This window comes from Pseudomonas umsongensis (assembly GCF_002236105.1).
GTDB classification, from domain to species: Bacteria; Pseudomonadota; Gammaproteobacteria; order Pseudomonadales; family Pseudomonadaceae; genus Aquipseudomonas; species Aquipseudomonas umsongensis.
This window is the reverse complement of record NZ_NIWU01000003.1, coordinates 290,432-317,370: the sequence shown is the minus strand read 5'-3', so window position 1 is coordinate 317,370 and position 26,939 is coordinate 290,432. Positions and strand designations below refer to the sequence as shown.

Below are 26,939 nucleotides of genomic sequence, written 5' to 3'. Positions count from 1 at the left end.
ATGGCTTATCAGTTCGATTTCTTGCCGGTGGTGCACAACACCGATCTTCTGCTGCGCGGTGCACTGTTCACCCTTGAGCTGACGGCCATCGGCGCGGTGCTGGGGGTGGGGCTGGGCATCGTCGGGGCGCTGGTGCGGGCGTGGAACATCCGCCCCTTCGCCGGTTTTTTTGCGGTCTATGTCGAGTTGATCCGCAATACGCCGTTTCTGGTGCAGTTGTTTTTCATCTTCTTCGGCCTGCCCTCCCTGGGTGTGCAGATTTCCGAATGGCAGGCAGCGGTGCTGGCGATGGTGATCAATCTGGGAGCCTATTCCACCGAGATCATCCGGGCTGGCGTCCAGGCGGTCCCGCGAGGTCAGCTGGAGGCCGCGGCGGCCCTGGCGATGACGCGCTTCGAAGCCTTCCGCCATGTGGTGCTGCTGCCGGCGCTGGGCAAGGTCTGGCCGGCCCTGAGCAGCCAGATCATCATCGTCATGCTCGGTTCGGCGGTCTGTTCGCAGATCGCCACCGAAGAGTTGAGCTTCGCCGCCAACTTCATCCAGTCACGCAACTTCCGCGCCTTTGAAACCTATGCACTGACCACGCTGCTCTATCTGTGCATGGCCTTGCTGATCCGCCAGTTGCTGAACTGGATCGGACACCGATTCATTGCCAGGAGCACTCGATGAGCGATTTCACCTTCTGGGACATCGTGCGCAACCTGCTCACCGGCCTGCAATGGACACTGGCACTGTCGCTGGTGGCGTTCGTTGGCGGCGGGCTGATCGGCTTGCTCATCATGCTGATGCGCCTTTCGAACAAAGCCTTGCCGCGCAGTTTTGCCCGTACCTACATCGAATTGTTCCAGGGCACGCCGCTGTTGATGCAGCTGTTCCTGGTGTTCTTCGGTATAGCGCTGGCCGGGGTGGAGATTTCGCCGTGGACCGCGGCGGCAATCGCCTTGACGTTGTTCACCAGCGCCTACCTGGCGGAAATTTGGCGGGGTTGCGTCGAGTCGATCCCCAACGGCCAATGGGAAGCCTCGTCGAGCCTGGCGCTCAATCCCCTGGAGCAATTGCGCTACGTGATCCTGCCACAAGCGTTGCGCATCGCCGTGGCGCCGACCGTGGGCTTCTCGGTGCAAGTGGTCAAGGGTACGGCCGTGACCTCGATCATCGGTTTCACCGAACTGACCAAGACCGGCGGCATGTTGGCCAACGCCACCTTCGAGCCCTTCATGGTCTACGGGCTGGTTGCCCTCGGCTACTTCCTGCTCTGCTACCCCTTGTCCCTCAGTGCGCGCTACCTGGAAAGGAGACTGCATGCCTCTGCTTAGAATTTCCGCCCTGCATAAATACTATGGCGACCACCATGTGCTCAAAGGCATCGACCTGAGTGTCGAGCAAGGCCAGGTGGTGGCGATCATCGGCCGCAGCGGCTCGGGCAAGTCGACCTTGCTGCGCACCCTCAACGGCCTGGAATCGATCAACGATGGCGTCATCGAAGTCGACGGCGAATACCTCGACGCCGCCCGCGCCGACCTGCGCAGCCTGCGCCAGAAAGTCGGGATGGTGTTCCAGCAGTTCAACCTGTTCCCGCACCTGACGGTGGGCGAGAACGTGATGCTCGCGCCGCAGGTGGTGCAGAAAGTACCGAAGACCCAGGCTGCCGAACTGGCGCGACAGATGCTGGAACGGGTCGGGCTTGGAGAGAAGTTCGATGCCTTCCCCGATCGCCTGTCCGGCGGGCAGCAACAGCGGGTGGCGATTGCCCGTGCGCTGGCGATGTCGCCAAAGGTGCTGCTGTGCGACGAAATCACCTCGGCGCTCGACCCGGAGCTGGTCAACGAAGTACTGAGCGTGGTTCGGCAACTGGCCAAGGAAGGCATGACGCTGATCATGGTCACCCATGAAATGCGCTTTGCCCGGGAGGTTGGGGATAAGTTGGTGTTCATGCATCAAGGTTTGGTGCATGAGGTGGGCGATCCAAAGGAGTTGTTTGCCAATCCGCGGACGGTGGAGTTGGCGAATTTCATTGGGACGGTTGAGGCGACCACCTGATCGTTCCCACGCTCCGCGTGGGAATGCCTCAACGGACGCTCCGCGTCCGCTTTGGGACGCAGAGCGTCCCGGGCTGCATTCCCACGCAGAGCGTGGGAACGATCGGCTTTGAACACAACGCGTTGGCGGCAGCCTTTGATCGTGGCAGGATGTCGAGGTTATCGACCGAGACCCCTGACCATGCCGCAATCCCAAGCCAAGAATCTGTCCTTGATCGCCGCAATCGACCTGGGCTCCAACAGCTTTCACATGGTCGTGGCCAAGGCCCAGAACGGCGAAATCCGCATTCTCGAACGTCTCGGGGAGAAGGTTCAGTTGGCCGCCGGTATCGACGACGAACGCCACCTCAGCGAAGAATCCATGCAACGCGGGCTCGATTGCCTCAAGCGTTTCGCCCAACTGATCAACGGTATGCCCCCAGGCGCCGTGCGGATCGTCGGCACCAACGCCCTGCGTGAAGCCCGTAACCGCAACGAATTCATCCACCGCGCCGAAGAAATCCTCGGCCACCCGGTGGAAGTCATCTCCGGCCGTGAAGAAGCGCGCCTGATCTATCTGGGCGTGTCCCACACCCTCGCCGACACCCCGGGCAAACGCCTGGTGGCCGACATCGGCGGTGGCAGCACCGAGTTCATCATCGGGCAGAGATTCGAGCCCTTGTTGCGCGAAAGCCTGCAGATGGGTTGCGTCAGCTACACCCAGCGCTATTTCAAGGACGGCAAGATCACCCCGGCCCGCTACGCCCAGGCGTATACCGCGGCGCGGCTGGAGATCATGAGCATTGAACACGCCCTGCATCGCCTGACCTGGGATGAAGCCATCGGCTCCTCGGGCACCATCCGCGCCATCGGCCTGGCGCTGAAAGCCGGCGGCCACGGCACCGGTGAAGTGAATGCCGAAGGGTTGGCCTGGCTCAAGCGCAAGCTGATCAAGCTTGGCGATGTCGAGAAAATCGACTTCGAGGGCATCAAGCCGGACCGTCGGGCGATTTTCCCGGCCGGCCTGGCCATCCTCGAAGCCATCTTCGATTCACTTGAACTGCAACGCATGGACCACTGTGAAGGCGCGTTGCGCGAAGGCGTTCTCTATGACCTGCTGGGTCGTCATCATCACGAAGACGTGCGTGAACGCACCCTGACGTCGCTGATGGAGCGTTATCACGTCGACCTGGAACAAGCGGTGCGAGTCGAACGCAAGGCCCTGCATGCCTTCGATCAGGTGGCCAAGGACTGGGACCTGGAAGACGGCGTCTGGCGCGAACTGCTCGGCTGGGCGGCCAAGGTGCATGAGGTGGGCCTGGACATTGCCCACTACCAGTACCACAAGCATGGCGCCTACCTGATCGAGCACTCGGACCTGGCCGGTTTCTCCCGCGAAGACCAACTGATGCTTGCACTCCTGGTGCGCGGCCACCGCCGCAACATTCCCAAGGACAAGTTCGCCGAATTCGGCGATGACGGCATCAAGCTGATTCGTCTTTGCGTGTTGCTACGCTTCGCGATCCTGTTCCATCACATCCGCGGCACCCAGCAAATGCCTCAGGTGGAACTGAACGCCAATGGCAACCACCTGGAAGTTGTTTTCCCGGAAAACTGGTTGGAGGACAACCAACTGACCCAGGCCGACTTCGAGATCGAAGCGCAGTGGCTTACCCGCGTAGACACCGTACTGACCGTGCGCTGAACCTGTAGGAGCTGCCGCAGGCTGCGATCTTTTGATTTTGCCCTTCAAAACAAGATCAAAAGATCGCAGCCTGCGGCAGCTCCTACAGGGTGGAAACAAAAATGGCGATCCAAAGGGATCGCCATTTTTTTACCTCGTGCCGGTGTTACCGAACCGCCAGGATCGGGCTACCCAACCGCTCCAGCAAGGTAGCCTGCGCACTGCGCGGGTTCTGGTTGCCGGTCGGTGTATTGCGGATGTAACGGCCGTCCGACTGCAGGCTCCAGCTGTGGGTGTTGTCGGTGAGGTACAGCTCGAGCTCTTTCTTGACCCGCATGATCAGCTTCTTGCCCTCTACCGGGAAGCAAGTCTCGACGCGCTTGTCGAGGTTGCGCTCCATCCAGTCAGCGCTGGAGAGGAACATCTGCTCTTCCCCGCCATTGAGGAAATAGAAGACCCGGGTGTGCTCCAGGAAGCGACCGATGATCGAGCGCACATGGATATTGTGCGACACCCCGGCGATGCCCGGCCGCAGGCAGCACATGCCACGCACTACCAGGTCGATGCGCACGCCCGACTGGCTGGCCTTGTACAACGCGCGGATGATCTTCGGATCGGTCAGCGAGTTGAACTTGGCGATGATGTGCGCCGGCTTGCCCTCGAGGGCGAACTGGGTTTCGCGGGCAATCATGTCGAGCATGCCCTTTTTCAGGGTAAACGGCGCATGCAGCAGCTTCTTCATGCGCAGCGTCTTGCCCATGCCGATCAACTGGCTGAACAGTTTTCCGACGTCTTCGCACAGGGCGTCGTCGGAGGTCAGCAGGCTGTAGTCGGTATACAGGCGAGCGTTGCCGGCGTGATAGTTACCCGTACCGAGGTGGGCGTAACGCACGATCTCACCCGCTTCGCGGCGCAGGATCAGCATCATCTTGGCGTGGGTCTTGAAGCCGACCACACCGTAGATCACCACCGCACCGGCCGCTTGCAGACGGCTGGCCAGCTGCAGGTTGGACTCTTCGTCGAACCGCGCGCGCAATTCGATCACCGCGGTGACCTCCTTGCCGTTACGCGCCGCATCCACCAACGCATCGACGATTTCCGAGTTGGCGCCGGAGCGATACAGGGTCTGACGCACCGCTAATACGTGCGGGTCCTTGGCGGCCTGGCGCAGCAGGTCGACCACCGGAGTGAACGACTCGAACGGGTGCAGCAACAGGATGTCCTGCTTGCTGATCACGCTGAAAATGTTTTCGCTGTTCTGCAGCAGTTTCGGAATCTGCGGGGTGAACGGCGTGTATTGCAGCTCGCGCTGGCTGTCCAGGCCGGTAATGCTGAACAGACGCGTCAGGTTCACCGGGCCGTTGACCTGATAAAGCTCGCTCTCGCTGAGGTTGAATTGCTTGAGCAGGTAGTCGGACAGGTGTTTCGGGCAGGTATCGGCAACTTCCAATCGCACCGCGTCGCCATAACGACGGGAGAACAGCTCGCCGCGCAGGGCACGCGCCAGGTCTTCGACATCTTCCGAGTCCAGCGCCAGGTCGGCGTTTCGGGTCAGGCGGAACTGATAGCAGCCCTTGACCTTCATGCCCTGGAACAAGTCATCGGCGTGAGCGTGGATCATCGACGACAGGAATACATAGTTGTCGCCAGGGCCGCCGACTTCTTCCGGCACCTTGATCACCCGCGGCAGCAAGCGCGGTGCCGGGATGATCGCCAGGCCGGAGTCGCGACCAAAGGCGTCGATACCCTCGAGCTCGACGATGAAGTTAAGGCTTTTGTTCACCAACAAAGGGAACGGGTGCGTCGGGTCGAGGCCGATCGGGGTGATGATCGGGGCAATCTCGTCACGGAAATAGCGGCGCACCCAGGTCTTTAGCTTGGTCGTCCAGTGACGGCGACGAATGAAGCGGACCTGATGTTTTTCCAGCTCCGGCAGCAGGATGTCGTTCAGGATCGCGTACTGACGATCGACGTGACCGTGTACCAGTTCACTGATGCGGGCCAGGGCCTGGTGCGGTTGCAAGCCGTCGGCACCCGCTTGCTCCCGGGCGAAGGTGATCTGCTTCTTGAGGCCGGCGACACGAATCTCGAAGAACTCGTCCAGGTTGCTGGAGAAGATCAGCAGAAATTTCAGGCGCTCCAGCAACGGGTATGACTCGTCCAGTGCCTGTTCCAACACGCGGATGTTGAACTGCAGTTGCGACAGCTCGCGGTGGATGTACAGGCTGCTGTCATCCAGGCCGGGAATGGCAATCGCTGGCGCTGCCACAGCGGTCTCGACGACCGCCGCGGGCGGAGCTGGCTCCAGCTCCGGCGGGGTCTCGTCGACTTGCTCCACCACAGGCTGGGCGTCTTTTACGGCAACTTCAGTGAGTACTTCGGTATTCATCGAATGTTCCTGGGAGGGCTATTGTTGCTCTCGTAACAGTTGAGCAGCACGAACGGCAAAATATGTCAGGATGCCATCAGCACCTGCGCGTTTAAAAGCGGTCAGGGATTCGAGGATAACCCCTTCGCTCAACCAGCCATTCTGGATCGCCGCCATGTGCATGGCGTATTCGCCACTGACTTGATAAACAAAAGTCGGCACTTTGAATTCTTCTTTGACCCGGCAGAGGATGTCCAGATAGGGCATGCCTGGCTTGACCATGACCATGTCTGCGCCTTCTGACAAGTCAGCCGCCACTTCGTGCAGGGCTTCGTTGCTGTTGGCCGGGTCCATCTGATAGGAGGCCTTGTTGGCCTTGCCCAGGTTCAGTGCCGAACCGACCGCATCGCGAAACGGGCCGTAATAGGCGCTGGCGTACTTCGCCGAATAGGCCATGATCCGTACGTTGACGTGACCGGCCACTTCGAGGGCCTCGCGGATAGCCTGGATGCGACCGTCCATCATGTCCGAAGGCGCAACCACCTGGGCGCCAGCTTCGGCATGGGACAGGGCTTGCCTGACCAGTGCGTCGACGGTGATGTCGTTCTGCACATAGCCTTCTTCGTCGAGAATGCCGTCCTGGCCGTGGGTGGTGAACGGGTCCAGCGCGACGTCGGTAATCACGCCCAGTTCAGGAAACTGTGCACGCAGGGCGCGGGTGGCGCGCTGGGCAATGCCTTCGGGGTTCCAGGCTTCGGCGCCATCCAGCGATTTGAGCTCTGGAGGTGTCACCGGGAACAGCGCCAGCGCCGGAATGCCCAGCTCGACCCACTTGGCTGCCTCTTCCAGCAACAGATCGATGGTCAGGCGTTCGACGCCCGGCATCGAGGCCACCGCTTCGCGACGGTTTTCACCGTCCAGTACGAACACCGGCAGGATCAGATCATCGACGGTCAACACGTTTTCACGGACCAGTCGACGCGAAAAATCATCGCGACGGTTGCGGCGCAGGCGGGTTGCGGGGAACAAGCGGTTGGCGGGGGTAAAGCTCACGGCAGACTCCTGAGCCCGCGCGGACGGGCGAGCGTGACAGTTATAAGCGGCCATTATGACGATCACATGACAGTTGTGTGCAACCTGTGACAGGTAGCCGCATTCCATTGTCCTTGTAGGAAATGTTCACGTCGAGACACATTTGGACACTTTCCTGAATGTGTACGAAGGGTTAGGCTGCGCGTTCATTTCGCCAGCACCCAGACAATGCTCCAACAATTTCTGCATGACTTCGGCTACTTTGCCCTATTTCTAGGCACATTCTTCGAAGGCGAAACCATCCTGGTGCTCGCGGGCTTCCTCGCGTTCCGTGGATACATGGACATCAACCTGGTGGTGGTCGTGGCGTTCTTCGGCAGTTATGCCGGCGATCAGCTGTGGTACTTCCTGGGACGCAAGCACGGGCGCAAGCTGCTGGCACGCAAGCCGCGCTGGCAGTTAATGGGTGATCGGGCGCTCGAGCACATTCGCAAGCATCCGGATATCTGGGTCCTGAGCTTTCGCTTCGTCTATGGCCTGCGCACCGTGATGCCGGTGGCAATCGGCCTGTCTGGCTATCCGCCGGGCCGTTATCTGCTGCTCAACGGAATTGGCGCTGCGATCTGGGCCACCGCACTGGCGGCGGCGGCCTATCACTTTGGCGCGGTACTGGAAGGGATGCTCGGCAGCATCAAGAAATACGAACTGTGGGTGCTCGGTGCCCTGCTCGTCCTCGGGTTGGGCCTGTGGCTGCGCCGCCGGTTCAAGAATGCTCGCCTGGCCAGGCAGATCTATGCCGACGAGCAAGCCCTGAAAGCCCAACAGCACAATGCCGGCAACCCTAAGACGCCAATCGAGTAAAACGGTTTCTGCAGCAGTAGAGCCCGATACCGCTGATCAGACTGTAACTGAGCAGGCCGACCCAGCCCACCGCGCTGGCCGGCCACAGCCCCACCAGCGGCGCCAGCCATACCAGCGGCACATTCGATGCCAGCCGCAGCAACTCCAGCTTCAGCGCCCACGGGCGATTCTCCAGGGCCACGCCCAGCACGAACAGGCCCAGCGCCACAGCTCCCCAGCCCAACACCAACGCGGCCGTCGACAGATTGGGCGCGAGGTTCATCAAATAGCTGCCAAACGCGATGTAGACGCAGAACTGTAACAGCACGTAGAGCTGCTGACGCCCGTCCAATGGCACCTCGAATTTGCGGAACTGGCTCAGGTCCGGCTTGTTCATCGGGTACTTGGCCGCCACATCCGCCGGCCGCCAGCCGGTGCGCATGAACCAGATCCGCAGCTTGTCCCAGGTGCTTTCGGCACGCCGCGCATCCGCCCACAACTGGGTGTAGAACTGCACGTTGGCCCACACCGGGTTCCAGCTCGACAGCGGTGTTGTTACGCCGAAAATCACCGGCTCGTTGTCGTCTTCTTCCTGGAACGAGCCAAATAGACGGTCCCAAATAATGAACACACCGCCGTAGTTGCGATCCATGTAGAGAGCGTTCTGTGCATGGTGGGCCCGATGATTGGATGGCGTGACGAAAAACCACTCGAACCAGCCGAGCTTGGGAATGTGCCGGGTATGCACCCAGAACTGGTACAGCAGGTTAAGCGCCGCGACACTGACGAACACCAGCAACGGCACACCGACGACGGCCATGGGGAGGTAGAAGATCCAGCTCAGGAGGAATCCGGTGCTCGTCTGGCGCAAGGCGGTGGAGAGGTTGTAGTCCTCGCTCTGGTGATGCACCGAATGCGCGGCCCAGAGGATGTTGCGCTCGTGGCCCATGCGGTGCAGCCAGTAGTAGCAGAAATCGTAAAAGACGAAGGCAAACACCCAGACCCAGATGCTGTCGGGCGAGAGCTCGAACAGTGCCAGGTGCTTGAGGGCGAACGCATAGGTCACCAGCCCTACGCCTTTTGTCAGCAGGCCGGTGGTGGTCGACAGCACACCGGTGCTGATGCTGTTGATCGCGTCCGCCAGCCGATAGTTGCTGACCCCGCGCCAACGGTCGGCCAGCAGCTCGACAGCGATCAGCACAAAGAAAAACGGCACCGCATACAGAATGAAGTCCATGACGCGCCCTGGTCGGAATCTTGAGGACAGATCCTATGTGTAGCCTCGAATTATCCCTATGGCAACGAGTGACAAATTAGTGGACATTTAACGCCATGAATCTGGAGAAAAGCCCATGAGCAAAAAAGTTGCAGTGATCCTTTCCGGTTGTGGCGTATACGACGGCGCCGAGATTTACGAAAGTGTGGTGACCCTGCTGCGCCTGGACCAGCGTGGCGCGCAGGTGCAGTGTTTTGCCCCGAATATCGCGCAGCTGCACGTGATCAACCACCTGACCGGCGAAGAAATGCCCGAGTCGCGCAATGTGCTGGTGGAGTCTGCCCGTATAGCCCGCGGCGAGATCAAGGATATCCGCGAAGCCGACGCCGAGGAGTTCGATGCACTGATCATTCCCGGCGGCTTCGGCTCGGCCAAGAACCTCTCCAACTTTGCCATCGAAGGTACTGGCTGCACGGTGCAACCGGATGTCCTGGCATTGACCGAAGCCTTTGCCGAGGCCGGCAAACCGGTCGGCCTGATCTGCATCTCACCTGCCCTGGCGGCGAAAATCTATGGTCCCGGCGTGACATGCACCATCGGCAACGACGCAGAAACGGCAGCGGCCCTGAACAAGATGGGCGCCACCCACAAGGAATGTGCCGTGAGCGATATCGTCGAAGACAAGGCGCGCAAACTGGTGACGACACCGGCCTACATGCTGGCGCAATCGATCAGCGAAGCGGCTTCGGGCATCAACAAACTGGTCGACCGGGTGCTCGAGCTGACCCACGAAAACGACGCCTGACATCGATTAAATGTGGGAGCGGGCTTGCTCGCGAAAGCGGTGTGTCATTCAACAATGATGGTGACTAATACACTGCATTCGCGAGCAAGCCCGCTCCCACAGGGTTCTTTACAAGGTTCAAGCTTGGCGGGTCAGCCTTGTAAGGATCCGGTCCAGCGCATTGGCAAACGCCTGCTTTTCCCGCTCACCAAACGGCGCTGGCCCGCCACTCATCTGCCCCTGTTCGCGCAAATCGGTGAACAGGTTGCGCACGGCCAGGCGATCGCCCATGTTCTGCGCATCGAACTCCTTGCCCCTCGGGTCCAGCGCAGCAACGCCTTTTTTCACCAAGCGGTCGGCCAGCGGCACATCGCTGCAGATCACCAGCTCACCAGGTACCGCGTGCTCCACGAGGTAGTCGTCGGCCGCATCAGGGCCACTTGGCACCACGATCAACTTCACCAGCGCCAGGCCGGGCTTGATCTGTGGCTGGCCGGCCACCAGCACCACTTCGAACTGGCGCTTGAGGGCGAACTTCACCACCAGGTCCTTGGCCGCCCGGGGGCAGGCGTCGGCATCGATCCATACGCGCATGTTCTTGTCCTCTCTAAAAAGCTTCGCGAGCAGGCTCGCTCCCACAGGTTATACGCAAATCCTGTGGGAGCGAGCCTGCTCGCGAATATGAGCGAAGCGAATGCTGTTAAGCCGTAACCCGCCGCTTTTCAGCCACACGACTACGACCATACAACACAACGATCGCAACGATCGCCACCGCCTGCGCACTCAGCGAATACGCATCCGCATGAATCCCCAACCAATCGAACTCAAAGAACGGCACCGGCCGCGTGCCGAAGATACCGGCTTCCTGCAACGCCTTAACGCCATGCCCGGCGAACACCACCGACAAGGCACAGAGCAGGCCGGCGTTGATGCTGAAGAACAGCGCCAACGGCAGTTTCGCCGAGCCGCGCAGGATCACCCAGGCCAGGCCTACCAACAACACCAGCGCCGTCGCACCACCGGCCAGTACTGCGTCATGGCCCGCAGGGCCAGCCTGCAACCACAGGGTTTCATAGAACAGGATCACTTCGAACAGTTCGCGATACACCGAGAAAAACGCCAGGATCGCAAAACCGAAACGTCCACCACCGCCCACCAGGCTGCTCTTGATGTAATCCTGCCAGGCCGCGGCATGACGACGGTCATGCATCCACACACCGAGCCACAACACCATGACGCTGGCGAACAGGGCCGTTGCACCCTCCAGCAACTCACGCTGCGAGCCGCTGACATCAATCACATACGCCGCCAGCGCCCAGGTACCCAGACCCACCACCAGTGCCAGGCCCCAACCGACGTTGACACTGCGTACCGCCGACTGTTGGCCGGTATTACGCAGGAAGGCGAGAATCGCCGCCAGCACCAGGATGGCTTCCAGGCCTTCGCGCAACAGAATCAGCAGGCCGGAAATGAAGCTCAGCGACCAGCTCAAACCATCGCTGCCCAACAATCCGGCAGAGGTTTTCAACTTGGCCTTGGCCGTCTCCAGGCGCTGTTCCACCTGCTCCACCGGCAAGCCATCCTGTAATGACTGACGGTAAGCCATCAGCGACTTTTCAGTGTCTTTGCGCACGTTGGCATCGACGTTGTCCAGGGAGCTTTCGACCAGCTCGAAGCCTTCCAGGTACGCCGCTACCGACAGGTCGTAGGCTTGATCGTGATCGCCTGCGCGGTAAGCCGCGACGCTCTTGTCCAGGGTAGTCGCGGTGTAGTCGAGCAACTGCGCCGGGCCACGCTTGGCTTGCGGCGGCTGAGCCCGTTGCGCGCGGAAAGTCGCTGCGCCTTGCGGACCGTCGGCGGCCTGCACTTCGGCCGGCGTCTGACGGGCCAGATCGGCAATGTTGTAGGTCTTGTCGCTACTGGCGGCCTGCGGATCGGCGCTGAAGCTGGCGATATAGGTTGCCAGGTCCCAACGCTGACGATCATCGAGCTGATCGCCGAAAGCCGGCATATCGGTGCCTTCTACCCCCAGGCCCAGTGTGTTGTAGATCGCGTAGAGGCTCAGGTGATCCAGGCGCGTGTTATCTCGCAAATTGGCCGGCGCTGGGGTTAGCCCCACACCCGCCGGACCATCGCCAGCGCCGGTTTCGCCGTGGCACACCGAACAATGCTGGGCGTACAGTGGCGCGCCGCGAGTCGGGTCCGGGGTAATGATCGGCGCCTGGCTGACTTCATAGGCCACGGCCAATTTTGCGCCGAGTTGCCGAGCCTGGCGGGCAACGTCCGCACCGTCCCGACGCTCGGAGATCGCCTCGCGCAGCGCGCTGACGCCCTGCTCCAGCCCGGCTTTTTCCGGTTTGGCCGGCATGCCGGCGATCAAGCCTTGCAACACCTGGACAAACTCCAGCTGTTCGCGGTATTCGGATTCGTTGACGACCTTGCCTGCCTGCACTGCTTGCGGATAGTCCGCGCCGAGGTAATCGAGCAAGTGCAGCGCTTGCGGGGCGCCTTCCACGGTGTCGGCCAGCAGATTAAAGCTGCACAGGGCAAACACCGGCGCTAACAGCCAGGCCAGGAATCGGGACGGGGCAATCATGAACGAATCTCAATTGGAAATACGAAGTAACATATTGTTCACTCCCAATCAGTTTCACTCAAGCTTTGTCGTCGATTGCACGACAGCGCATAAACGAAAAAGGCGACCTGAAGAGGTCGCCTTTTTTGTGCTTGATGTTTAAACCGCGGCTTTACGCAGGGTGGCCATGAACGCCGCCGCGCCAATGAACAGCCCGGCAAAGGTACGGTTCATGCGCCGTTGCTGTTTCGGCGTGCGCAACATACGCAGCACCTTCGAAGCCAAACCGGTGTAACCGGCCATGACGATCAGGTCCACGCAGACCATGGTGACACCGATGATCACGTACTGGATCAGCAGTGGCGCGTGCGGATCAATGAACTGAGGCAACACCGCCAGCATGAACACCAACGCCTTGGGGTTGCTGATGTTCACCAGGAAGCCTCGGAACACCAGGGCCATTGGCTTGCCAATCTGCCGGATCGCCGCGTCATCGCTCATATCGCTGGGTAGCGCACGCCATTGTTTGATGGCGAGAAAAACCAGGTAGGCCACACCGAACCATTTAATCGCATGGAAAGCAGTGGCCGACGCCGTGAGAATCGCGCCGACACCGGCACCAACAATGGCAATCTGCACAGCAAGGCCCAACTGCAAGCCCAGGGCGTTCCAGTAGCCGCGCCAGAAACCGTACTGCAGGCCACTGGACATCGACGCAATGGCGCCGGCACCGGGAGAAAGACTGATCACCCAGCAGGCGGCAAAAAACGCCAGCCATGTTTGAAGCTCCATTGCACACCTCGACTCGGACTCGTGACAGATGTCTAAGCTAATGCGGCTTTGGGTGGATGACTACCGATTTTTTGAAGGAAGTGGCGACTGCCGACCAGCGTTGTATGCCTTTAGGCCCCTTTCGCGAGCAGGCTCGCTCCCACCTTGGCTTGCGTCTCTCCTGGTTGAACCTGGTCGAGTGTGGGAGCGAGCCTGCTCGCGAAGGCGGTGTATCAGGCAACAGAAGGCCTACTTTTCAAACCCGCTGGAAGGAAACACATCAGTCCCGCGCCAACGCCGCACCGATCGCTGGAAGAACAAACTGTTGGGCACCTGCACCATCGCGCTACCAGTACCCAGCTCTTCAGCCTCGATCAACGTGGTGTACAGCAGATTGATCGCCACTACCCGGCCTTTGACGCCGGGCTTGTCGGTGGTGTCCACCAACTCGACCACATCGCCCAGGCGAAACGGCCCGACTGTGAAGATCAGGATCGCGCACAACAGATTGGAGAGCACGCTCCACATGGCGAAAAACGCCACCGCCGCCACCGCGACGAAACCCGACAGCGCGGTCCAGAGCACCGTGGCCGAAACCCCCAGGCGCTCCAGCACAAAAATCAATGCACTGCCCATGATCAGCCAACGCAGGCCGCCGCGCAGCGGCATCAGCAACTGCGGCGGAAACGGATAGCGCTCACCGAGACGGGTCAGGCACTTGGCAACGAAACGCTGGGCGATGTAGCCAGCCAACAGGATCAGCAGGATTTGCACAGCGAGCCAGATCGGCTCGATCCACATCGCTGGCAGCGGCAGCTTGAACGCCTCCATCAGGACAGCGCCTCCAGCTCCGCCTGCATGCTTTCCAGCAGTTCCAGGGCTTCCATCCAGGCTTCTTCCAGCTCCCCTTCGCGCACCTTCAGCTTGGCTTGCTCGGCCAGCAAGTCACGCAACTCGTTTTTGCGCATCGGCTCGTAGATATCGCTGTCGCCAAGGCTGGCATCGATCTTCGCGAGTTTCTCGTGCAGCTTGCCCAGCTCGGCTTCGAGCTTGTCAGCCTCACGCTTGTGCGGCGCCAGTTGCTGGCGCAATGCAGCGGCAGCCTGACGCTGGGCTTTCTTGTCGGTCTTGTCCGGGTTAACCGGGGTGTTGCTGACCGGCGCATTGCGCTGGCGATACTCCACCAGCCAGCGGGTGTAGTCTTCCAGGTCACCGTCGAACTCTTCGACCTTGCCGTCTGCCACCAGATAGAAATTGTCGGTAGTGCTTTTGAGCAAATGGCGATCGTGGGAGACCACCAGTACCGCACCACTGAATTCCTGCAAGGCCATGGTCAGCGCCAGGCGCATTTCCAGGTCCAGGTGGTTGGTCGGTTCGTCGAGCAGCAACAGGTTCGGCCGGTCCCAGGCAATCAGCGCCAGCGCCAGGCGCGCCTTTTCGCCACCGGAGAAATTCAGGACTGGCTCGTCGATCCGCGCGCCGCGGAAGTCAAAGCCCCCGAGAAAGTCGCGCAGGGTCTGTTCGCGCTCGGTTGGCGCCAGGCGTTGCAAGTGAAGCAACGGGCTGGCCTTGGCATCCAGGGAGTCAAGCTGGTGCTGCGCGAAGTAACCAACGACGGTATTTTCGCCACGGGTCAAGCGGCCCGCCAGAGGCGAGAGCTCACCGGCAAGGTTTTTGATCAAGGTCGATTTACCGGCGCCGTTCGGGCCGAGCAAGCCGATGCGCGCACCGGGAGTCAGTTGCAGCTTGACCTTCTCCAGCACGGTTTTCTCGCCGTAACCCAGGCGGGCATCAGACAGGTCGATCAGCGGACTGGAAATTTTCTGCGACTCGCGGAAGACGAAGTCGAACGGCGAGTCGACGTGCGCCGCCGTCAGCTCTTCCATGCGCTCCAGGGCCTTGATCCGGCTCTGGGCCTGGCGGGCCTTGGTCGCCTGGGCCTTGAAGCGGGCGATGTAGCTTTCCATGTGCGCCCGTTGCGCCTGCTGCTTCTCATAGGCCTGTTGTTGCTGGGCCAGGCGTTCGGCTCGGGCACGCTCGAAGGCGCTGTAGCCGCCGCGATAGAGGGTGATCTTGCGTTGATCGACGTGAGCCACGTGATCGACCACGGCATCGAGGAAGTCCCGGTCGTGGGAAATCAGCATCAAGGTGCCAGGATAGCTTTTGAGCCACTCCTCGAGCCAGATGATGGCGTCGAGGTCCAGGTGGTTAGTCGGTTCGTCGAGCAACAGCAGGTCCGAAGGACACATCAAGGCCTGCGCCAGGTTCAGGCGCATCCGCCAGCCACCGGAGAAATCGCCGACCTGGCGATCCATCTGCTCGTTGGTGAAGCCCAGGCCGGCCAGCAGCTTGCGCGCCCTTGCGTCGGCGGTGTACCCGTCGGCGCTATCCAGCTCGGAGTGGTAGCGGGCCTGTGCGGCACCGTCATGGGCCGCTTCGGCTGCCGCCAGGTCACGTTGCACCTGGCGCAGGCGCAAGTCGCCATCGAGCACGTAGTCGACCGCCAGGCGTTCGAGCGTGTCGACCTCCTGGCGCATGTGGGCGATACGCCAGTCGGCCGGCAGGAAGCAATCGCCCGAGTCCGGGTGCAGCTCACCCCGAAGCAAGGCGAACAGGCTCGATTTGCCGGCGCCGTTGGCACCGATGAGGCCGGCTTTCTGGCCGGCGTGCAGGGTTAGCTCGGCGTCTTCTAGCAGACGTTGCGGGCCACGCTGTAAAGTCAGGTTCTGAAGTCGAATCATAATGGCGGCGGAGTCTACCAGCTTCGCTCGCAACTGGCGCGAGTAGCACTATGTCCTCTGACCTGTGGAGCTTTTCCCTGACCCTTTATGCCCGTCCGGGCGTTGAACAGGCATGCCTGCAAATGCAGGCGGCCGGCGTCAGTGTGTGTCTGCTGCTGTGCGCGGCATGGCTGGGACAGCGGGGTATCGCTTGCGATGAACAGCGCCTGGAGAAACTTCGCGGTGTGGCACAAGCCTGGGACGTCGATGTCGTGCAACCGTTGCGGGCGCTGCGCGTGCAATGGAAGGTTGCCGCCGAACAGGATGCCGAGCTGCACTTGCTGCGCGAACAGGTCAAGGCACTAGAATTGGAGGCCGAGAGAAATCTGCTGTTGCGCCTGGAGCGATCGTCTCGGGATTGGCCGCACGGTGTCGCGACCGACCTGGCGATCTGGCTGGAAGGTGTGACGGCAGATGCCGCCCACCTGCACCGCGACGCGCTGCATCAGCTGCGCGTCGCGGTAACCGGCACTTAAGAAGCGCTGGTTGGGTTGGTGCTGGAGTTCGACGGTGCCACTGGCGTTGGCGCGGTGGAGGCTGTCGAGGTTGTTGCTGTCGGCGTAGGAGCAGCCGAAGCGGATGGCGCTGGCGCTGGCGTCGCTGGCTTGGCAGCAGGGGCCGGAGCCGGCTTGGCAACAGCGGCCGGTTTTTTCACGGCAGGTTTCACGGCAGGTTTCGCTGCCGGTTTTGCTGCTGGCTTGGCAGCGGCGGGTTTTGCTGCCGGTTTCGCCGCGGCAGGTTTTGCGGCGGTGGCTGGTTTGGCCGCAGCGGTTTTAGCCGCTGGTTTTGCAGCAGGTTTCGCAGCTGCTTTCGCCGCCGGTTTGGCCGCTGGTTTTGCAGCAGGCTTGGCAGCGGTTTTCGCCACGGCAGGTTTGGCAGCCGGTTTCGCAGCGGCAGTTCTAGCGGCTGGTTTGGCGGCTGCGGTTTTGGCTACGGCAGGTTTCGCAGCGGCGGTTTTGGCGGCCGGTTTCGCGGCCGCTGTTTTGGCAGCAGCTGGCTTGGCAGCAGGTTTGGCAGCAGCGGTTCTAGCAGCCGGTTTTGCAGCACTGGCCGCGACAGGTTTTTTCGCTGCAGAGGTTGCAGCAGGTTTGGCTGCGGCTTTCACCGGTGCCTTGGCGGCAGGTTTGGCGGCAGGCTTGGCCGGTGCTTTTGCGGCAACCGGTTTGGCAGCAGCTTTCTTCGCAGGAGCCGCAGCTGGTTTGGCCGAACGCAGGGACAACGCCTTGCCGACAGCCTCTTGAACGCGACCAACACCCTGGGCCAGTTTCAGGCTTTCCTGGGCGTCGCGCTTGAGTTGCAGGATGTAGCCGCGAGTTTCCGATTGACGATCCTTGAGTGCATCAAGCAGGTCCTCGAGCTCTTTCACCGCGCCCTTGGCCTTGGCTTGTGCCTTGGCCTTTCCGGCCGCCGCTGCGTCCTGCAATTTGGTGCGGGATCTGTGCAGTTTCTCTTGCGCTTTTCCGCGCTGCTTTTCCAGTTTGGCGAGCAATTTCTCAGCATCAGCCAAAGCTTCGGAACAAGCGTTTTCCAGATGCTCGAGCAGGCTGCCCGAGAGTTGTTGGAGCAGGTGCAACGGAGTACTTACAGGCTTCTTGGTGGCCGACATGGTTTACCTCCTGGCTGGGGTGAGTGCGGCTCATACTAGACCTCTGCTGCTACCGCCGCTAGGGCATCTTGACAGTATCCAAAGCGCTGCGTTGCAACGAACTGAAAATGTTCTGCGCTGGCGCAAAAGCAGTTCACCTTTGAATGCATTCGCACTGGCATAATCGGCCGCATCCCAGGCTGGAGAGTGTCGATGTCGCGCTACCTGTTTTTATCGTTTTGCGTGTTTTTTTCCGTAGCCCAAGCCGCCGAAAAAAACCCGGAAAAAGACGCTCACGATCTCGCTTACAGCCTGGGAGCAAGTCTCGGCGAGCGCTTGCGCCAAGAGGTTCCTGACTTGCAGATTCAGGCACTGGTCGACGGATTGCAGCAGGCCTATCAAGGCAAGCCACTGGCGTTGAAGGACGAGCAGATCGAACAGATTCTGAGCGAGCACGAAGCTCGGGTGAGCATGCAGACGCCTGCGCCGCAAAACACGTTGGCGCTGGAAAGCGAGCAAAACTTTCTCGCCAGGGAAAAAGCCAAACCTGGCGTTCGCGAATTGGCGGATGGAATCCTGCTGACCGAGTTGGCACCGGGTAACGGCACCAAGGCCGGACCAAACGTAAAGGTCCAGGTGCTTTACATCGGGAGACTTCCTGACGGCACAGTGTTCGACCAAAACAATCAACCGCAATGGTTCAGTCTCGATAGCGTGATCAGCGGCTGGCGCAGCGCGCTGCAAAACATGCCGGTCGGTGCCAAATGGCGCCTGGTGATTCCATCATCGCAGGCTTATGGCGCCGACGGTGCCGGCGACCTGATCGCCCCCTTCACTCCCCTGGTATTCGAAGTCGAATTGCGCGACGCCTCCAGCTGAAAGCACAAACGAAAAACGGTGCGCCATGGCGCACCGTTTTCATGTTTTGCGGGGAGAACGATCAGGCCTGAACCGAATCTTCTTCCTTGTGAGCGGTATGCAGCACTTCGATCAGGCAGTCTTCCAGTTCGAAGCGCTCATGCAGCAAGCCACCCAGCGTCTTGAACTCATCAGCAACACACTTCCCGGCATCGCACAGGTCGTTGAACGCGAGGAGTTTCTCGGTGATGACGTCGATGCGTGGGTAGATGGTCTCGGCGAGTTCCAGGCCACGCTTGTCGTTGAAGGCCTTGGCCTCCCCCGTCAATTGTTCGTAGATCTCGAAGTGGCCGGCGGATACGTAATCGACCAGGACGCCGCAGAACTCTTGCAAGGGCTTGCGGTTCTCGGACAGTGCCTCAGGTTTTGCTCCGAGCTTGTCGTACGCATCGATCAGCTCTTTACGCTCCTGCAACCAGCGGTCAATCAGCAGATGAACTCCACCCCAACGTTCCTGAGCATTCTGACAACTTTCGAGCATGGCGGTCTCTCTTCCCTTGTGGGTCATGCTGCTCTACACCTGTCACACACTTGAGAATCAAGATCGACCAGGCAGAGCGTCATCGAGCAACATAAATCCAATGACACGTGCGGGCCAGATTATGCCCGCACGACGGTGGCTTCAAGGTACTCAGACGATAAAGTTCATACAAGTGTTTAATCTTTGGCAAGCACCCGATGCGACGACTCGCCGCCGAGCGGTCGTCTGCTGGCGCTCAAGGCCAGGCCAATGAGCTGATAAATTCCCGGAATCATCACCGCTACGAAGAACAGCAGGCTCCATTCCGGAATGCTCAAATCGAACAACGTCCAGGCTATCCGCGGGCAGTCGACGGCACTCTGGAACAACTGCTGCGCAACCCGTAACCACGGGGCGCTGGTAAATACCTCGGCAAGGTCGGGCGAGCAGGCGGAAAGTTGATGCACTGGGTCGCTTTGCAGCAACACCTGGCGCCAGGCCGTGAATGTGCCCAACAGGCCGCAGAACAGCCCGAGCAGCCAATACACAAAGGCCCCCAGGCGACCGGGACCGTGCACCGAAGCTATCAGGCTCAAACCGGTCAACAGCGCCAGGCAAGCCCGCTGCAACAGACACAAGCCACATGGCTGGAGGCCGACTGCATATTCCAGGTAATAGGAAACGCCCAAGGCCAGGGCGCCTGCGATGAACACAGTGAAAAACAGGGAGCGGGGGCAGGCCAACGACATGGCGTTTCCGTAACAATAAGAGTCCGACAGCTACGGTAGTGGAAACTGCGCAACCCTTACAAGGCGGGCAGATGCAGACACTTCAGCAAATACGTTAGGAAATCCCGACAGGCATCGGAGGATAAGATGCAATGGTCTGTAGGACTTTGCTGAAGCGGGATTGTGAAGGGAGAATTCCGACAGACTCTGGAGCAGCGGATCGCCCATTCGAGCGATCCTTCACTCAGTGGTCAAACGCGGGCCAACACCGGCAACGGTGCCGCCAGCAAGCGCTCATCGAGCAAGCCCAGGCCTTCCTGGAATAGCTGGTTGCTGCGTTCGGTGTCTCCCATCTGTGCCAGCAGGCGGGCCAGTTCGGCGCATGCTTCCGGATTGCGCTGTACCCGCAGACTGCTTTCCAGATAATCCCGGGCCTTGCCCCACAGGCTGCTTTGCAGACACAGGCGACCCAGCGTCAGCAACAGGCCAGGATCTGTCGGATGATCCTTGAGCCAGCCCTCGGCGAGTTGCAGCTGGCGAGCCGGGTCACTGCCGCGTACCAATCCATAAAGGCGCGCCAGATGACTGTCATAGTTACGCTTCAGCGCCGTGCGCAAGACTTCTTCGGCCTGCACCTGGGCCCCCAGTTGCCGCAGCTGCTCGGCATAGGCGAGCACCAATTGCGGCTCTTGGCGCTGAGCCGAGGTCAGCTGTTGCCACGCGCGATCGAGCGCCTGTAAACCGAGCGCCCCTTCCACGTCCTTATGCGCCGCCAGGGACAGGTTCTCACCCCAGGCTCGACGCTCCAGTTCGGCCAGTTCAGCCGCTGGCAGGACTTTGTCCTTGCGCAGCTCAGGCAGCAAGCGAATCACTGCCGACCAATCACCTCGCTGCTGATGCAGGCGCTGCAACTGACGCAGCGTCTGTGCGTTATGCGGATGACGCTCGTGCATGGCCTGCAGGGTCACCAGGGCGCCCTCGGTATCACCACGATCGGTCTGCAACTGCGCGTGATTCAAGGCAATCGCCAACTCGGCCTGGGGCTGACGCTCCAGAGCACGCTCCAGCAGGTTGTCACTTTCTTCGTATCGACCTTGTTCGTTCGCGGCCCGTGCAGCCCCGAGGTAGTAAAGCAGCGGCTGGCGCTCGGCTTCTGCGGCCCGATGCAAATGACGCTGCGCGCTGGCCCAGCGACCTTCGGCCAGGTCCAGTTGCCCATGCTCTATCGCCACCTGGATCCGGCGACTGCGATTGCGCCGTGACCACGGGTTGACCACGCCACCGGAGGTCGTCACCAGTTCGATCAACGCCTTGATGCCCCAGAAGACCAGCCAGAGAACGGCGATCAAGGCCAGGGTTGCCCACAGGCTCGATTCGTAGCGAAAGCTCTTGTAGGCGATCAGGACGTAACCTGAATGCTCGGCGATGGCCAAGCCCAGCGCAGCCGCAGCCGCAATGGCCAGGAACACGATCACATAGAGGCGTTTCATGGGGTGGCCTCCTGCGCGGTATTCGCGGCAGGTTTGGCCAGCGGCTTGATCGAGTCCTCGGCGTTGACGTTACGCCGCTCCAGATAGCCCTGGACCGCACTCAGGGTGCCAGTCAGGTCCGGGGTGACCACGGAGACCGGCTGCTTGCTCAGTTCCGCTACCTGTTCGAGCATCACTTTGCTCTGGGGATTGTCCGGGTTGAAGTTGCCCTTGAGCACATCCCGCGCCTCTGCCAAGGCTTGCGAATACACCGCTGCCTGACCGTTGAGCGCAGCCCATTGCGCCTGCTCCAGCGCCAGGCTCAGGGCGAGGCGAACCTGACTCAGGCTCTGCCCGGCCAGCAAAGGACGAACATTCTTGTCGGCGTTGAAATCGATACGGATGTAGCGCGAGATCTGATCCCACCATTGCGCCCAGCGGCTGGCGCCGTCGCCATCGGCGGTCAGTCCCAGCAAGGATTCGCCGCGATCCTTGTACTCGGGCGCGAGCTCGGTCAGGTTGATCACCTGGTCGCGCAACGCCCCCAGTCGCAGGAACAAACCGGTGCGATCCGGCTGTTCGGTGCTGCGCAGGGCCACCAGGGTCTTGGCCACTTGCTCGCGAGCGGCAAAGGAGCCAGGGTCATTCTGTTCACGGAGAATTTCATCGGCGCCTTGCACCAGGGCTTGGGCGCTGCTGATGTCCTGCAGGGCCGAAAGACGCAGGCTGGCCAGACGCAGCAAGTGCTCGGCCTCTGCCAGTCGCCAATCCTTGCGGCTGGCGCCGAGGACGGTTTCCAGGCGTTGATTGAGTCGCTGCTGATCACCCTGAAGCTGAATCACCAGCCGACTGCGCTCTTCCAGCACATCGGCGCCGGGCAGTTGCTCCAGACGCGCGCTTAGGCGTTGATCATTGAGTTTCAGGCTCTGCGCCTCGTCACTCAACGCCTGCACCTGACCCAACTGCTGTTGGTTGATCGCTTGCAGGTGACGCACCTGCCAGACCCCCCAACCACCCACCGCGACACCGGCGGCGCCCAGCAGCAGCGCGACGATGGCCAGCCCATTGCCGCGGCGCTGCACCGCAGCAGGTGGCGGCTGCATTTCATCAACCGGCGCTTCAAGCACTGGCCGGACGTCATCTTTTGGCAAGGCTGTTTCGCTCACGTATCCATCCTTTGCATTAGAGAACGGGTTCGGGATACTCCCGCAACGCCGTCAGCAATGCCGTGGCGCTGGCGCCACGACAATCCACAACTGTTTGGGCTCCGGCGGCACGTGCCAGCTCGGCGACCCTGGGGCTTGGTACAAACAACGGCAACCGCGACAACTGCGGCCAGGCATCGCCAGCCAATTGATGCAGGTGCTCAAAACCTTGTCCACTGCTGACCACCAGTGCATTCAGGCGTTCCGTTTCGATCCGCTGCTCCAAGGCTGCCGAGGGGTATTGCGGCAGCTCGCGGCGGTACAACTCCAGATACTCGACACTAGCACCTGCCTCGCGCAAACGCTCAGCCAGCAGTTCACGCCCGCCCTCCCCGCGCAAAATCAGCACACGCGGATCAGGCCCGGCGAGAGCCTCGCGCAAACTCGCAAGCTCGAGCAAGGCTTCGCTGTCGTCGCCCTCCTCCGGAAAGCTCACGTCCATGCCGTGATCCTGAAGAATCCGTGCCGTCGCGCAGCCGACGCTAAACCACTTCACACGCGGTGCTTGAGAGCAAAATCGCTCGAGCAGTTCGACGCCGATTCGCGCAGCGGGCTTGCTGACCACAATCACCGCACTGTAGCGATCGAGCTCGCGGATCACTTCGCAGATTGTGTCAGAGACAGGGATCGGCACTATGTCTAAAAGCGGCAAGCTACTGCTGAAAATCCCCTGGTCGGCCAAAAGACTGGCCAACGCCGCCGACTCATCCGCCGGACGCGTCAGCAGCAGGCGCCAGCCCGTCACTCGTGGCCTGCCTCGCCATAGACCGCTTTCAGAATTTCGGCGGCGCCCTGGCTCAAAAGGTCTTCGGCCACTTGCACCCCCAACGCCTCGGCGTCACCACGCGGCGCTCGGGCCTGGGCACTGAGCAGCAGGCCGCCACTCGGATCTCCCACCAGGCCACGCAACCAGACCTGTTCACCCTCAAGCACGGCGTAGCAGGCGATCGGCACCTGGCAGCCGCCATTGAGGTGTTTATTGAGGGCACGTTCGGCGCTCACGCGAGTCGCGGTGTCCTGGTGATGCAGCGGTGCGAGCAGTGCGTGGATTTCGCTGTCGGCGGTGCGACATTCGATGCCCACTGCGCCCTGACCACCGGCCGGCAGGCTGTCGTCGACACTGATGGCCGAGGTGATGCGATCTTCAAAGCCCAACCGGATCAAGCCGGCGGACGCAAGGATGATGGCGTCGTATTCGCCAGCGTCGAGCTTGGCCAGGCGCGTGTTGACGTTGCCGCGCAGGAAGCGGATCTCCAAATCCGGACGACGGCTCAGCAACTGGGCCTGGCGGCGCAGGCTCGACGTGCCAACGATGCTGCCCGCAGGCAATGCATCGAGGCTGGCGTAAGTGTTGGACACGAATGCATCGCGAGGGTCTTCGCGCTCGCAAATACAGAACAGGCCGAGACCTTCGGGGAAGTCCATCGGCACGTCTTTCATGGAATGCACGGCGATGTCGGCTTCGTTTTCCAACAGCGCGGTTTCCAGTTCCTTGACGAACAGGCCCTTGCCGCCGATTTTCGACAGGGGTGAGTCAAGCAGCTTGTCGCCGCGACTGACCATGGGTACCAAGGTCACGAGCAGACCCGGATGGGCCTGTTCCAGACGGGCTTTGACATATTCGGCCTGCCACAGGGCAAGAGCGCTTTTGCGGGTGGCGATGCGGATCTGGCGAGAGGACATGGATCAATCCGTACTGAATAGATACGGCGGATAATAACAGCTCAGCCAAATCCACTTTGACTTGTATCAGAAACTACTCGGCCTCCCTGGCCCCGGATATCCGGCAATCGGGTGTGAAGTCCGCCAGCAACCAGCGAATCAAAGCTGTTGCATCATTTTCCGCACGCCGGCCACGTGGCGTCGGCTGACGATCAATGCATCGCCGTTCAGGCCCTTTAGAAACAGCTGGAAATGCCCCAGCGGTGTTCGTTGCAACCGTTCGATGCGCTCGCGAGCGACCAGTGCGTTGCGGTGAATACGCACGAAACGGTCACCGAACTCATCTTCAAGGGCTTTGAGCGGCTCATCCAACAGCACCTCACCGCTTTCGTGACGCAAGGTCACGTACTTGTGGTCGGCAATAAAATAGACCACCTGGTCCAGCGGGATCAGCTCGATCCCCTTGCGGGTACGAGCACTGATATGGCTGCGCGGGCCGTTGCCACTTTCGGCGGCAGGGCGAGTCAGGGCGGCGAGCTGGCCACGATTGGGCCGTTCGGCTTTTTTCAACGAGTCATGTAATTGTTCAGTTCGCACAGGTTTCACCAGATAGCCTACGGCGCTGGCCTGTAAGGCTTCCACGGCAAATTCATCGGGCCCCGTGCAAAACACCACGGCAGGCGGGGTTTCACGTTCGCACAATCGCGCAGCCACTTGCAGGCCATCGAGGCCTGGCATGCGGATATCAAGAAGCACGATATCCGGCTTGTGGCTGTCGATCAGTGCCAACGCTTCATCGCCGTTCGTAGCGCTGGGCTCCAGGACACTGTATCCCTCGAGCTCGCCAACCATTCGGCTCAGGCGCTCGCGGGCAAGGGGGTCGTCATCAACGATCAGGACATTCATATTGCGCTGGATTCCTGCGTGAGTCTCGCACAAGGATAGCGTAGACAGGTGAAGTGACGTCCGTCACCGCGATCCACGCTAAGACTAGCGCGAGCGTCAAAAAGTGCCGCTGGTCGGGCAGCTAAATTTTTATCTGCCGGGCGATTAGCGGCCCAGGCCCGCTTTGGCGACACATCGCCACAGGGTTTGCTGATACGCAATATGAACACCCCCTCTTCTTATAGTCCTCTTGCGCACCGAGAAGTGCGCTCATCCTACTGTCCAACTGTAGACGGTTGCCGGAACGTTATTGCTCAATTGAAAAATATCGTTGTGCAAATTGTTCGCACACAGGCTCTGACACCCTGGGCAATGAAAACCAGTCGACCAGTGCCAGCGACAGGATTGGCAACCCTGTTATTATCCGCGGCAGCTTTCAACGCCATCTTTCTACAGCCGATACGAGCGAATTCATGAGCACTGACAAGACCAATCAGTCCTGGGGCGGCCGCTTCAGTGAACCCGTCGACGCCTTCGTCGCCCGCTTCACCGCCTCCGTCACCTTCGACCAGCGCCTGTATCGCCACGACATCATGGGCTCGATCGCCCATGCCACCATGCTGGCCAAGGTCGGTGTGCTGACCGATGCCGAGCGCGACAGCATCATCGATGGCCTGAAGACCATCCAGGGTGAAATCGAGGCCGGCCAGTTCGATTGGCGCGTCGACCTCGAAGACGTGCACATGAACATTGAGGCACGCCTGACCGACCGCATTGGCGTGACCGGTAAAAAACTGCACACCGGCCGCAGCCGTAACGACCAGGTCGCCACCGACATTCGACTGTGGCTACGTGACGAAATCGACCTGATCCTCGGCGAAATCACCCGCCTGCAAAAAGGCCTGCTGGAGCAGGCCGAGCGCGAAGCGGGTAGCATCATGCCTGGCTTCACTCACCTGCAGACGGCTCAGCCGGTGACCTTCGGGCACCACATGCTGGCCTGGTTCGAAATGCTCAGCCGCGACTACGAGCGCCTGGTCGACTGCCGCAAGCGCACCAACCGCATGCCACTGGGCAGCGCCGCGCTGGCCGGCACCACCTACCCGATCGACCGCGAATACACCGCCCAACTTCTGGGCTTCGACGCCGTGGGCGGCAACTCGCTGGACAACGTGTCCGATCGCGACTTCGCCATCGAGTTCTGCTCAGCGGCCAGCATCGCGATGATGCACTTGTCGCGCTTCTCCGAAGAGCTGGTGCTATGGACCAGCGCGCAGTTCCAGTTCATCGATCTGCCGGACCGTTTCTGCACTGGCAGCTCGATCATGCCGCAAAAGAAAAACCCTGACGTGCCGGAGCTGGTACGTGGCAAGAGCGGTCGTGTATTCGGCGCGCTGATGGGCCTGCTGACCTTGATGAAAGGCCAGCCCCTGGCCTACAACAAGGATAACCAGGAAGACAAGGAACCGCTGTTCGACGCCGCTGACACACTGCGCGACTCGTTGCGTGCCTTTGCCGACATGATCCCGGCGATCAAGCCAAAGCACGCGATGATGCGCGAAGCAGCCCTGCGCGGCTTCTCCACTGCCACCGACTTGGCCGACTACCTGGTACGCCGCGGCCTGCCTTTCCGCGACTGCCATGAAATCGTTGGCCATGCCGTGAAATACGGCGTGGAAAACGGCAAGGACCTGGCGGAAATGAGCCTGGAAGAACTGCGCAAGTTCAGCGACCAGATCGATCAGGACGTGTTTGCCGTGCTGACCCTGGAAGGTTCGGTCAACGCCCGTAACCATATCGGCGGGACAGCGCCAGCACAGGTCAAGGCCGCCGTAGCACGCGGTCAGGCACTGCTCGCCAGCCGCTAAAAGCTAAAAGCTTCGCGAGCAGGCTCGCTCCCACATTGAATGGTGTTCACACATCAAATTCTGTGGGAGCGAGCCTGCTCGCGATGACTGA

Annotated in this window: 25 protein-coding genes; 9 read left to right on the top strand and 16 right to left on the bottom strand. The window is 60.7% G+C overall.

All coding sequences use genetic code 11. The annotated features are described in order from the left end of the window. The 4 genes from PSUM_RS18045 to ppx all read left to right on the top strand — a co-directional run bounded on the left by PSUM_RS18045 (nt 1) and on the right by ppx (nt 3,723). Complete coding sequence (locus tag PSUM_RS18045; RefSeq protein ID WP_083349889.1) at nt 1–669, top strand: amino acid ABC transporter permease; 669 nt, start codon at nt 1–3, stop codon at nt 667–669. Next, a complete protein-coding gene (locus PSUM_RS18040) occupies nt 666–1,316 on the top strand; it encodes an amino acid ABC transporter permease (RefSeq protein ID WP_083349890.1) in 651 nt (216 codons plus the stop codon). The genes PSUM_RS18045 and PSUM_RS18040 overlap by 4 nt, the downstream gene beginning before the upstream one ends. Next, nucleotides 1,303–2,040, top strand: coding sequence for an amino acid ABC transporter ATP-binding protein (locus PSUM_RS18035; protein ID WP_020797253.1), 738 nt, complete (start codon nt 1,303–1,305; stop codon nt 2,038–2,040). The genes PSUM_RS18040 and PSUM_RS18035 overlap by 14 nt, the downstream gene beginning before the upstream one ends. 180 nt (nt 2,041–2,220) lie before the next feature. Next, the gene (gene ppx, locus PSUM_RS18030; RefSeq protein WP_083349891.1) at nt 2,221–3,723 is read left to right on the top strand and encodes an exopolyphosphatase; all 1,503 of its coding nucleotides are present in this window, start codon (nt 2,221–2,223) and stop codon (nt 3,721–3,723) included. 145 nt (nt 3,724–3,868) lie between these two features. On the opposite strand, the gene ppk1 is transcribed toward ppx, so the two are convergent. Both ppk1 and hemB read right to left on the bottom strand, forming a co-directional pair. Next, a complete protein-coding gene (gene ppk1, locus PSUM_RS18025; RefSeq protein ID WP_020797250.1) occupies nt 3,869–6,091 on the bottom strand; it encodes a polyphosphate kinase 1 in 2,223 nt (740 codons plus the stop codon). Between the two features lie 18 nt (nt 6,092–6,109). Next, complete coding sequence (gene hemB / locus PSUM_RS18020) at nt 6,110–7,123, bottom strand: porphobilinogen synthase (RefSeq protein ID WP_083349892.1); 1,014 nt, start codon at nt 7,121–7,123, stop codon at nt 6,110–6,112. Nucleotides 7,124–7,330: 207 nt separating this feature from the next. On the opposite strand from hemB, the gene PSUM_RS18015 reads away from it, so the two are divergent. After that, the gene (locus tag PSUM_RS18015) at nt 7,331–7,963 is read left to right on the top strand and encodes a DedA family protein (RefSeq protein WP_020797248.1); all 633 of its coding nucleotides are present in this window, start codon (nt 7,331–7,333) and stop codon (nt 7,961–7,963) included. On the opposite strand, the gene PSUM_RS18010 is transcribed toward PSUM_RS18015, so the two are convergent. Continuing rightward, complete coding sequence (locus tag PSUM_RS18010) at nt 7,944–9,179, bottom strand: sterol desaturase family protein (protein ID WP_083349893.1); 1,236 nt, start codon at nt 9,177–9,179, stop codon at nt 7,944–7,946. The genes PSUM_RS18015 and PSUM_RS18010 overlap by 20 nt on opposite strands. 115 nt (nt 9,180–9,294) lie before the next feature. Between PSUM_RS18010 and elbB the strand changes: the two genes are divergently transcribed. Continuing rightward, nucleotides 9,295–9,963, top strand: a complete 669-nt coding sequence (elbB, locus tag PSUM_RS18005) for an isoprenoid biosynthesis glyoxalase ElbB (protein ID WP_020797246.1) — start codon at nt 9,295–9,297, stop codon at nt 9,961–9,963. Nucleotides 9,964–10,080: 117 nt separating this feature from the next. On the opposite strand, the gene PSUM_RS18000 is transcribed toward elbB, so the two are convergent. From PSUM_RS18000 to PSUM_RS17980, 5 genes are all read right to left on the bottom strand, one after another. Beyond that, nucleotides 10,081–10,536 (bottom strand): YaiI/YqxD family protein, encoded by a 456-nt coding sequence (locus tag PSUM_RS18000; RefSeq protein ID WP_020797245.1) that lies wholly within the window; start codon nt 10,534–10,536, stop codon nt 10,081–10,083. A 106-nt stretch (nt 10,537–10,642) separates the two neighbouring features. Next, entirely contained in the window at nt 10,643–12,538 is a 1,896-nt protein-coding gene (locus tag PSUM_RS17995) for an FTR1 family protein (RefSeq protein ID WP_083349894.1), read from the bottom strand. Nucleotides 12,539–12,676: 138 nt separating this feature from the next. Beyond that, nucleotides 12,677–13,309 (bottom strand): homoserine/homoserine lactone efflux protein, encoded by a 633-nt coding sequence (gene rhtB, locus PSUM_RS17990; RefSeq protein WP_083349895.1) that lies wholly within the window; start codon nt 13,307–13,309, stop codon nt 12,677–12,679. Between the two features lie 228 nt (nt 13,310–13,537). Continuing rightward, nucleotides 13,538–14,119, bottom strand: a complete 582-nt coding sequence (locus PSUM_RS17985; protein ID WP_020797242.1) for a mechanosensitive ion channel family protein — start codon at nt 14,117–14,119, stop codon at nt 13,538–13,540. Continuing rightward, nucleotides 14,119–16,029, bottom strand: coding sequence for an ATP-binding cassette domain-containing protein (locus PSUM_RS17980; RefSeq protein ID WP_008066418.1), 1,911 nt, complete (start codon nt 16,027–16,029; stop codon nt 14,119–14,121). Before PSUM_RS17980 ends, PSUM_RS17985 begins: the two co-directional genes overlap by 1 nt. Nucleotides 16,030–16,079: 50 nt before the next feature. On the opposite strand from PSUM_RS17980, the gene PSUM_RS17975 reads away from it, so the two are divergent. Then, on the top strand, nt 16,080–16,544 hold the full coding sequence (locus PSUM_RS17975; protein ID WP_083349896.1) for a TIGR02444 family protein: 465 nt from the start codon (nt 16,080–16,082) through the stop codon (nt 16,542–16,544). Here the strand turns inward: PSUM_RS17975 and PSUM_RS17970 are convergent. Further along, the gene (locus tag PSUM_RS17970) at nt 16,541–17,674 is read right to left on the bottom strand and encodes an AlgP family protein (RefSeq protein ID WP_083349897.1); all 1,134 of its coding nucleotides are present in this window, start codon (nt 17,672–17,674) and stop codon (nt 16,541–16,543) included. The two genes, PSUM_RS17975 and PSUM_RS17970, sit on opposite strands and share 4 nt — an antisense overlap. 192 nt (nt 17,675–17,866) lie before the next feature. On the opposite strand from PSUM_RS17970, the gene PSUM_RS17965 reads away from it, so the two are divergent. After that, nucleotides 17,867–18,532, top strand: coding sequence for an FKBP-type peptidyl-prolyl cis-trans isomerase (locus PSUM_RS17965; protein ID WP_033040662.1), 666 nt, complete (start codon nt 17,867–17,869; stop codon nt 18,530–18,532). A 61-nt stretch (nt 18,533–18,593) separates the two neighbouring features. Here the strand turns inward: PSUM_RS17965 and rsd are convergent, their stop codons facing one another. From rsd to PSUM_RS17930, 7 genes are all read right to left on the bottom strand, one after another. After that, nucleotides 18,594–19,052 carry a sigma D regulator gene (gene rsd / locus PSUM_RS17960; RefSeq protein WP_083349898.1) on the bottom strand — a complete coding sequence of 153 codons (459 nt, stop codon included), beginning with the start codon at nt 19,050–19,052 and terminating at the stop codon, nt 18,594–18,596. Nucleotides 19,053–19,228: 176 nt separating this feature from the next. Then, entirely contained in the window at nt 19,229–19,780 is a 552-nt protein-coding gene (locus tag PSUM_RS17955; RefSeq protein ID WP_020799326.1) for a disulfide bond formation protein B, read from the bottom strand. A gap of 230 nt (nt 19,781–20,010) precedes the next feature. Then, a complete protein-coding gene (locus tag PSUM_RS17950; protein ID WP_020799327.1) occupies nt 20,011–21,249 on the bottom strand; it encodes a heme biosynthesis protein HemY in 1,239 nt (412 codons plus the stop codon). After that, nucleotides 21,246–22,394, bottom strand: a complete 1,149-nt coding sequence (locus PSUM_RS17945) for a uroporphyrinogen-III C-methyltransferase (RefSeq protein WP_020799328.1) — start codon at nt 22,392–22,394, stop codon at nt 21,246–21,248. The genes PSUM_RS17950 and PSUM_RS17945 overlap by 4 nt, the downstream gene beginning before the upstream one ends. A 16-nt stretch (nt 22,395–22,410) precedes the next feature. Continuing rightward, nucleotides 22,411–23,178 carry a uroporphyrinogen-III synthase gene (locus PSUM_RS17940; RefSeq protein ID WP_033039378.1) on the bottom strand — a complete coding sequence of 256 codons (768 nt, stop codon included), beginning with the start codon at nt 23,176–23,178 and terminating at the stop codon, nt 22,411–22,413. Next, on the bottom strand, nt 23,175–24,116 hold the full coding sequence (gene hemC, locus PSUM_RS17935) for a hydroxymethylbilane synthase (RefSeq protein WP_020799330.1): 942 nt from the start codon (nt 24,114–24,116) through the stop codon (nt 23,175–23,177). Before hemC ends, PSUM_RS17940 begins: the two co-directional genes overlap by 4 nt. Nucleotides 24,117–24,254: 138 nt before the next feature. Further along, nucleotides 24,255–25,001 carry a LytR/AlgR family response regulator transcription factor gene (locus PSUM_RS17930; protein ID WP_020799331.1) on the bottom strand — a complete coding sequence of 249 codons (747 nt, stop codon included), beginning with the start codon at nt 24,999–25,001 and terminating at the stop codon, nt 24,255–24,257. A 452-nt stretch (nt 25,002–25,453) separates the two neighbouring features. Between PSUM_RS17930 and argH the strand changes: the two genes are divergently transcribed. After that, nucleotides 25,454–26,848, top strand: coding sequence for an argininosuccinate lyase (gene argH / locus PSUM_RS17925; RefSeq protein WP_033039373.1), 1,395 nt, complete (start codon nt 25,454–25,456; stop codon nt 26,846–26,848). Nucleotides 26,849–26,939: the final 91 nt, after the last annotated feature.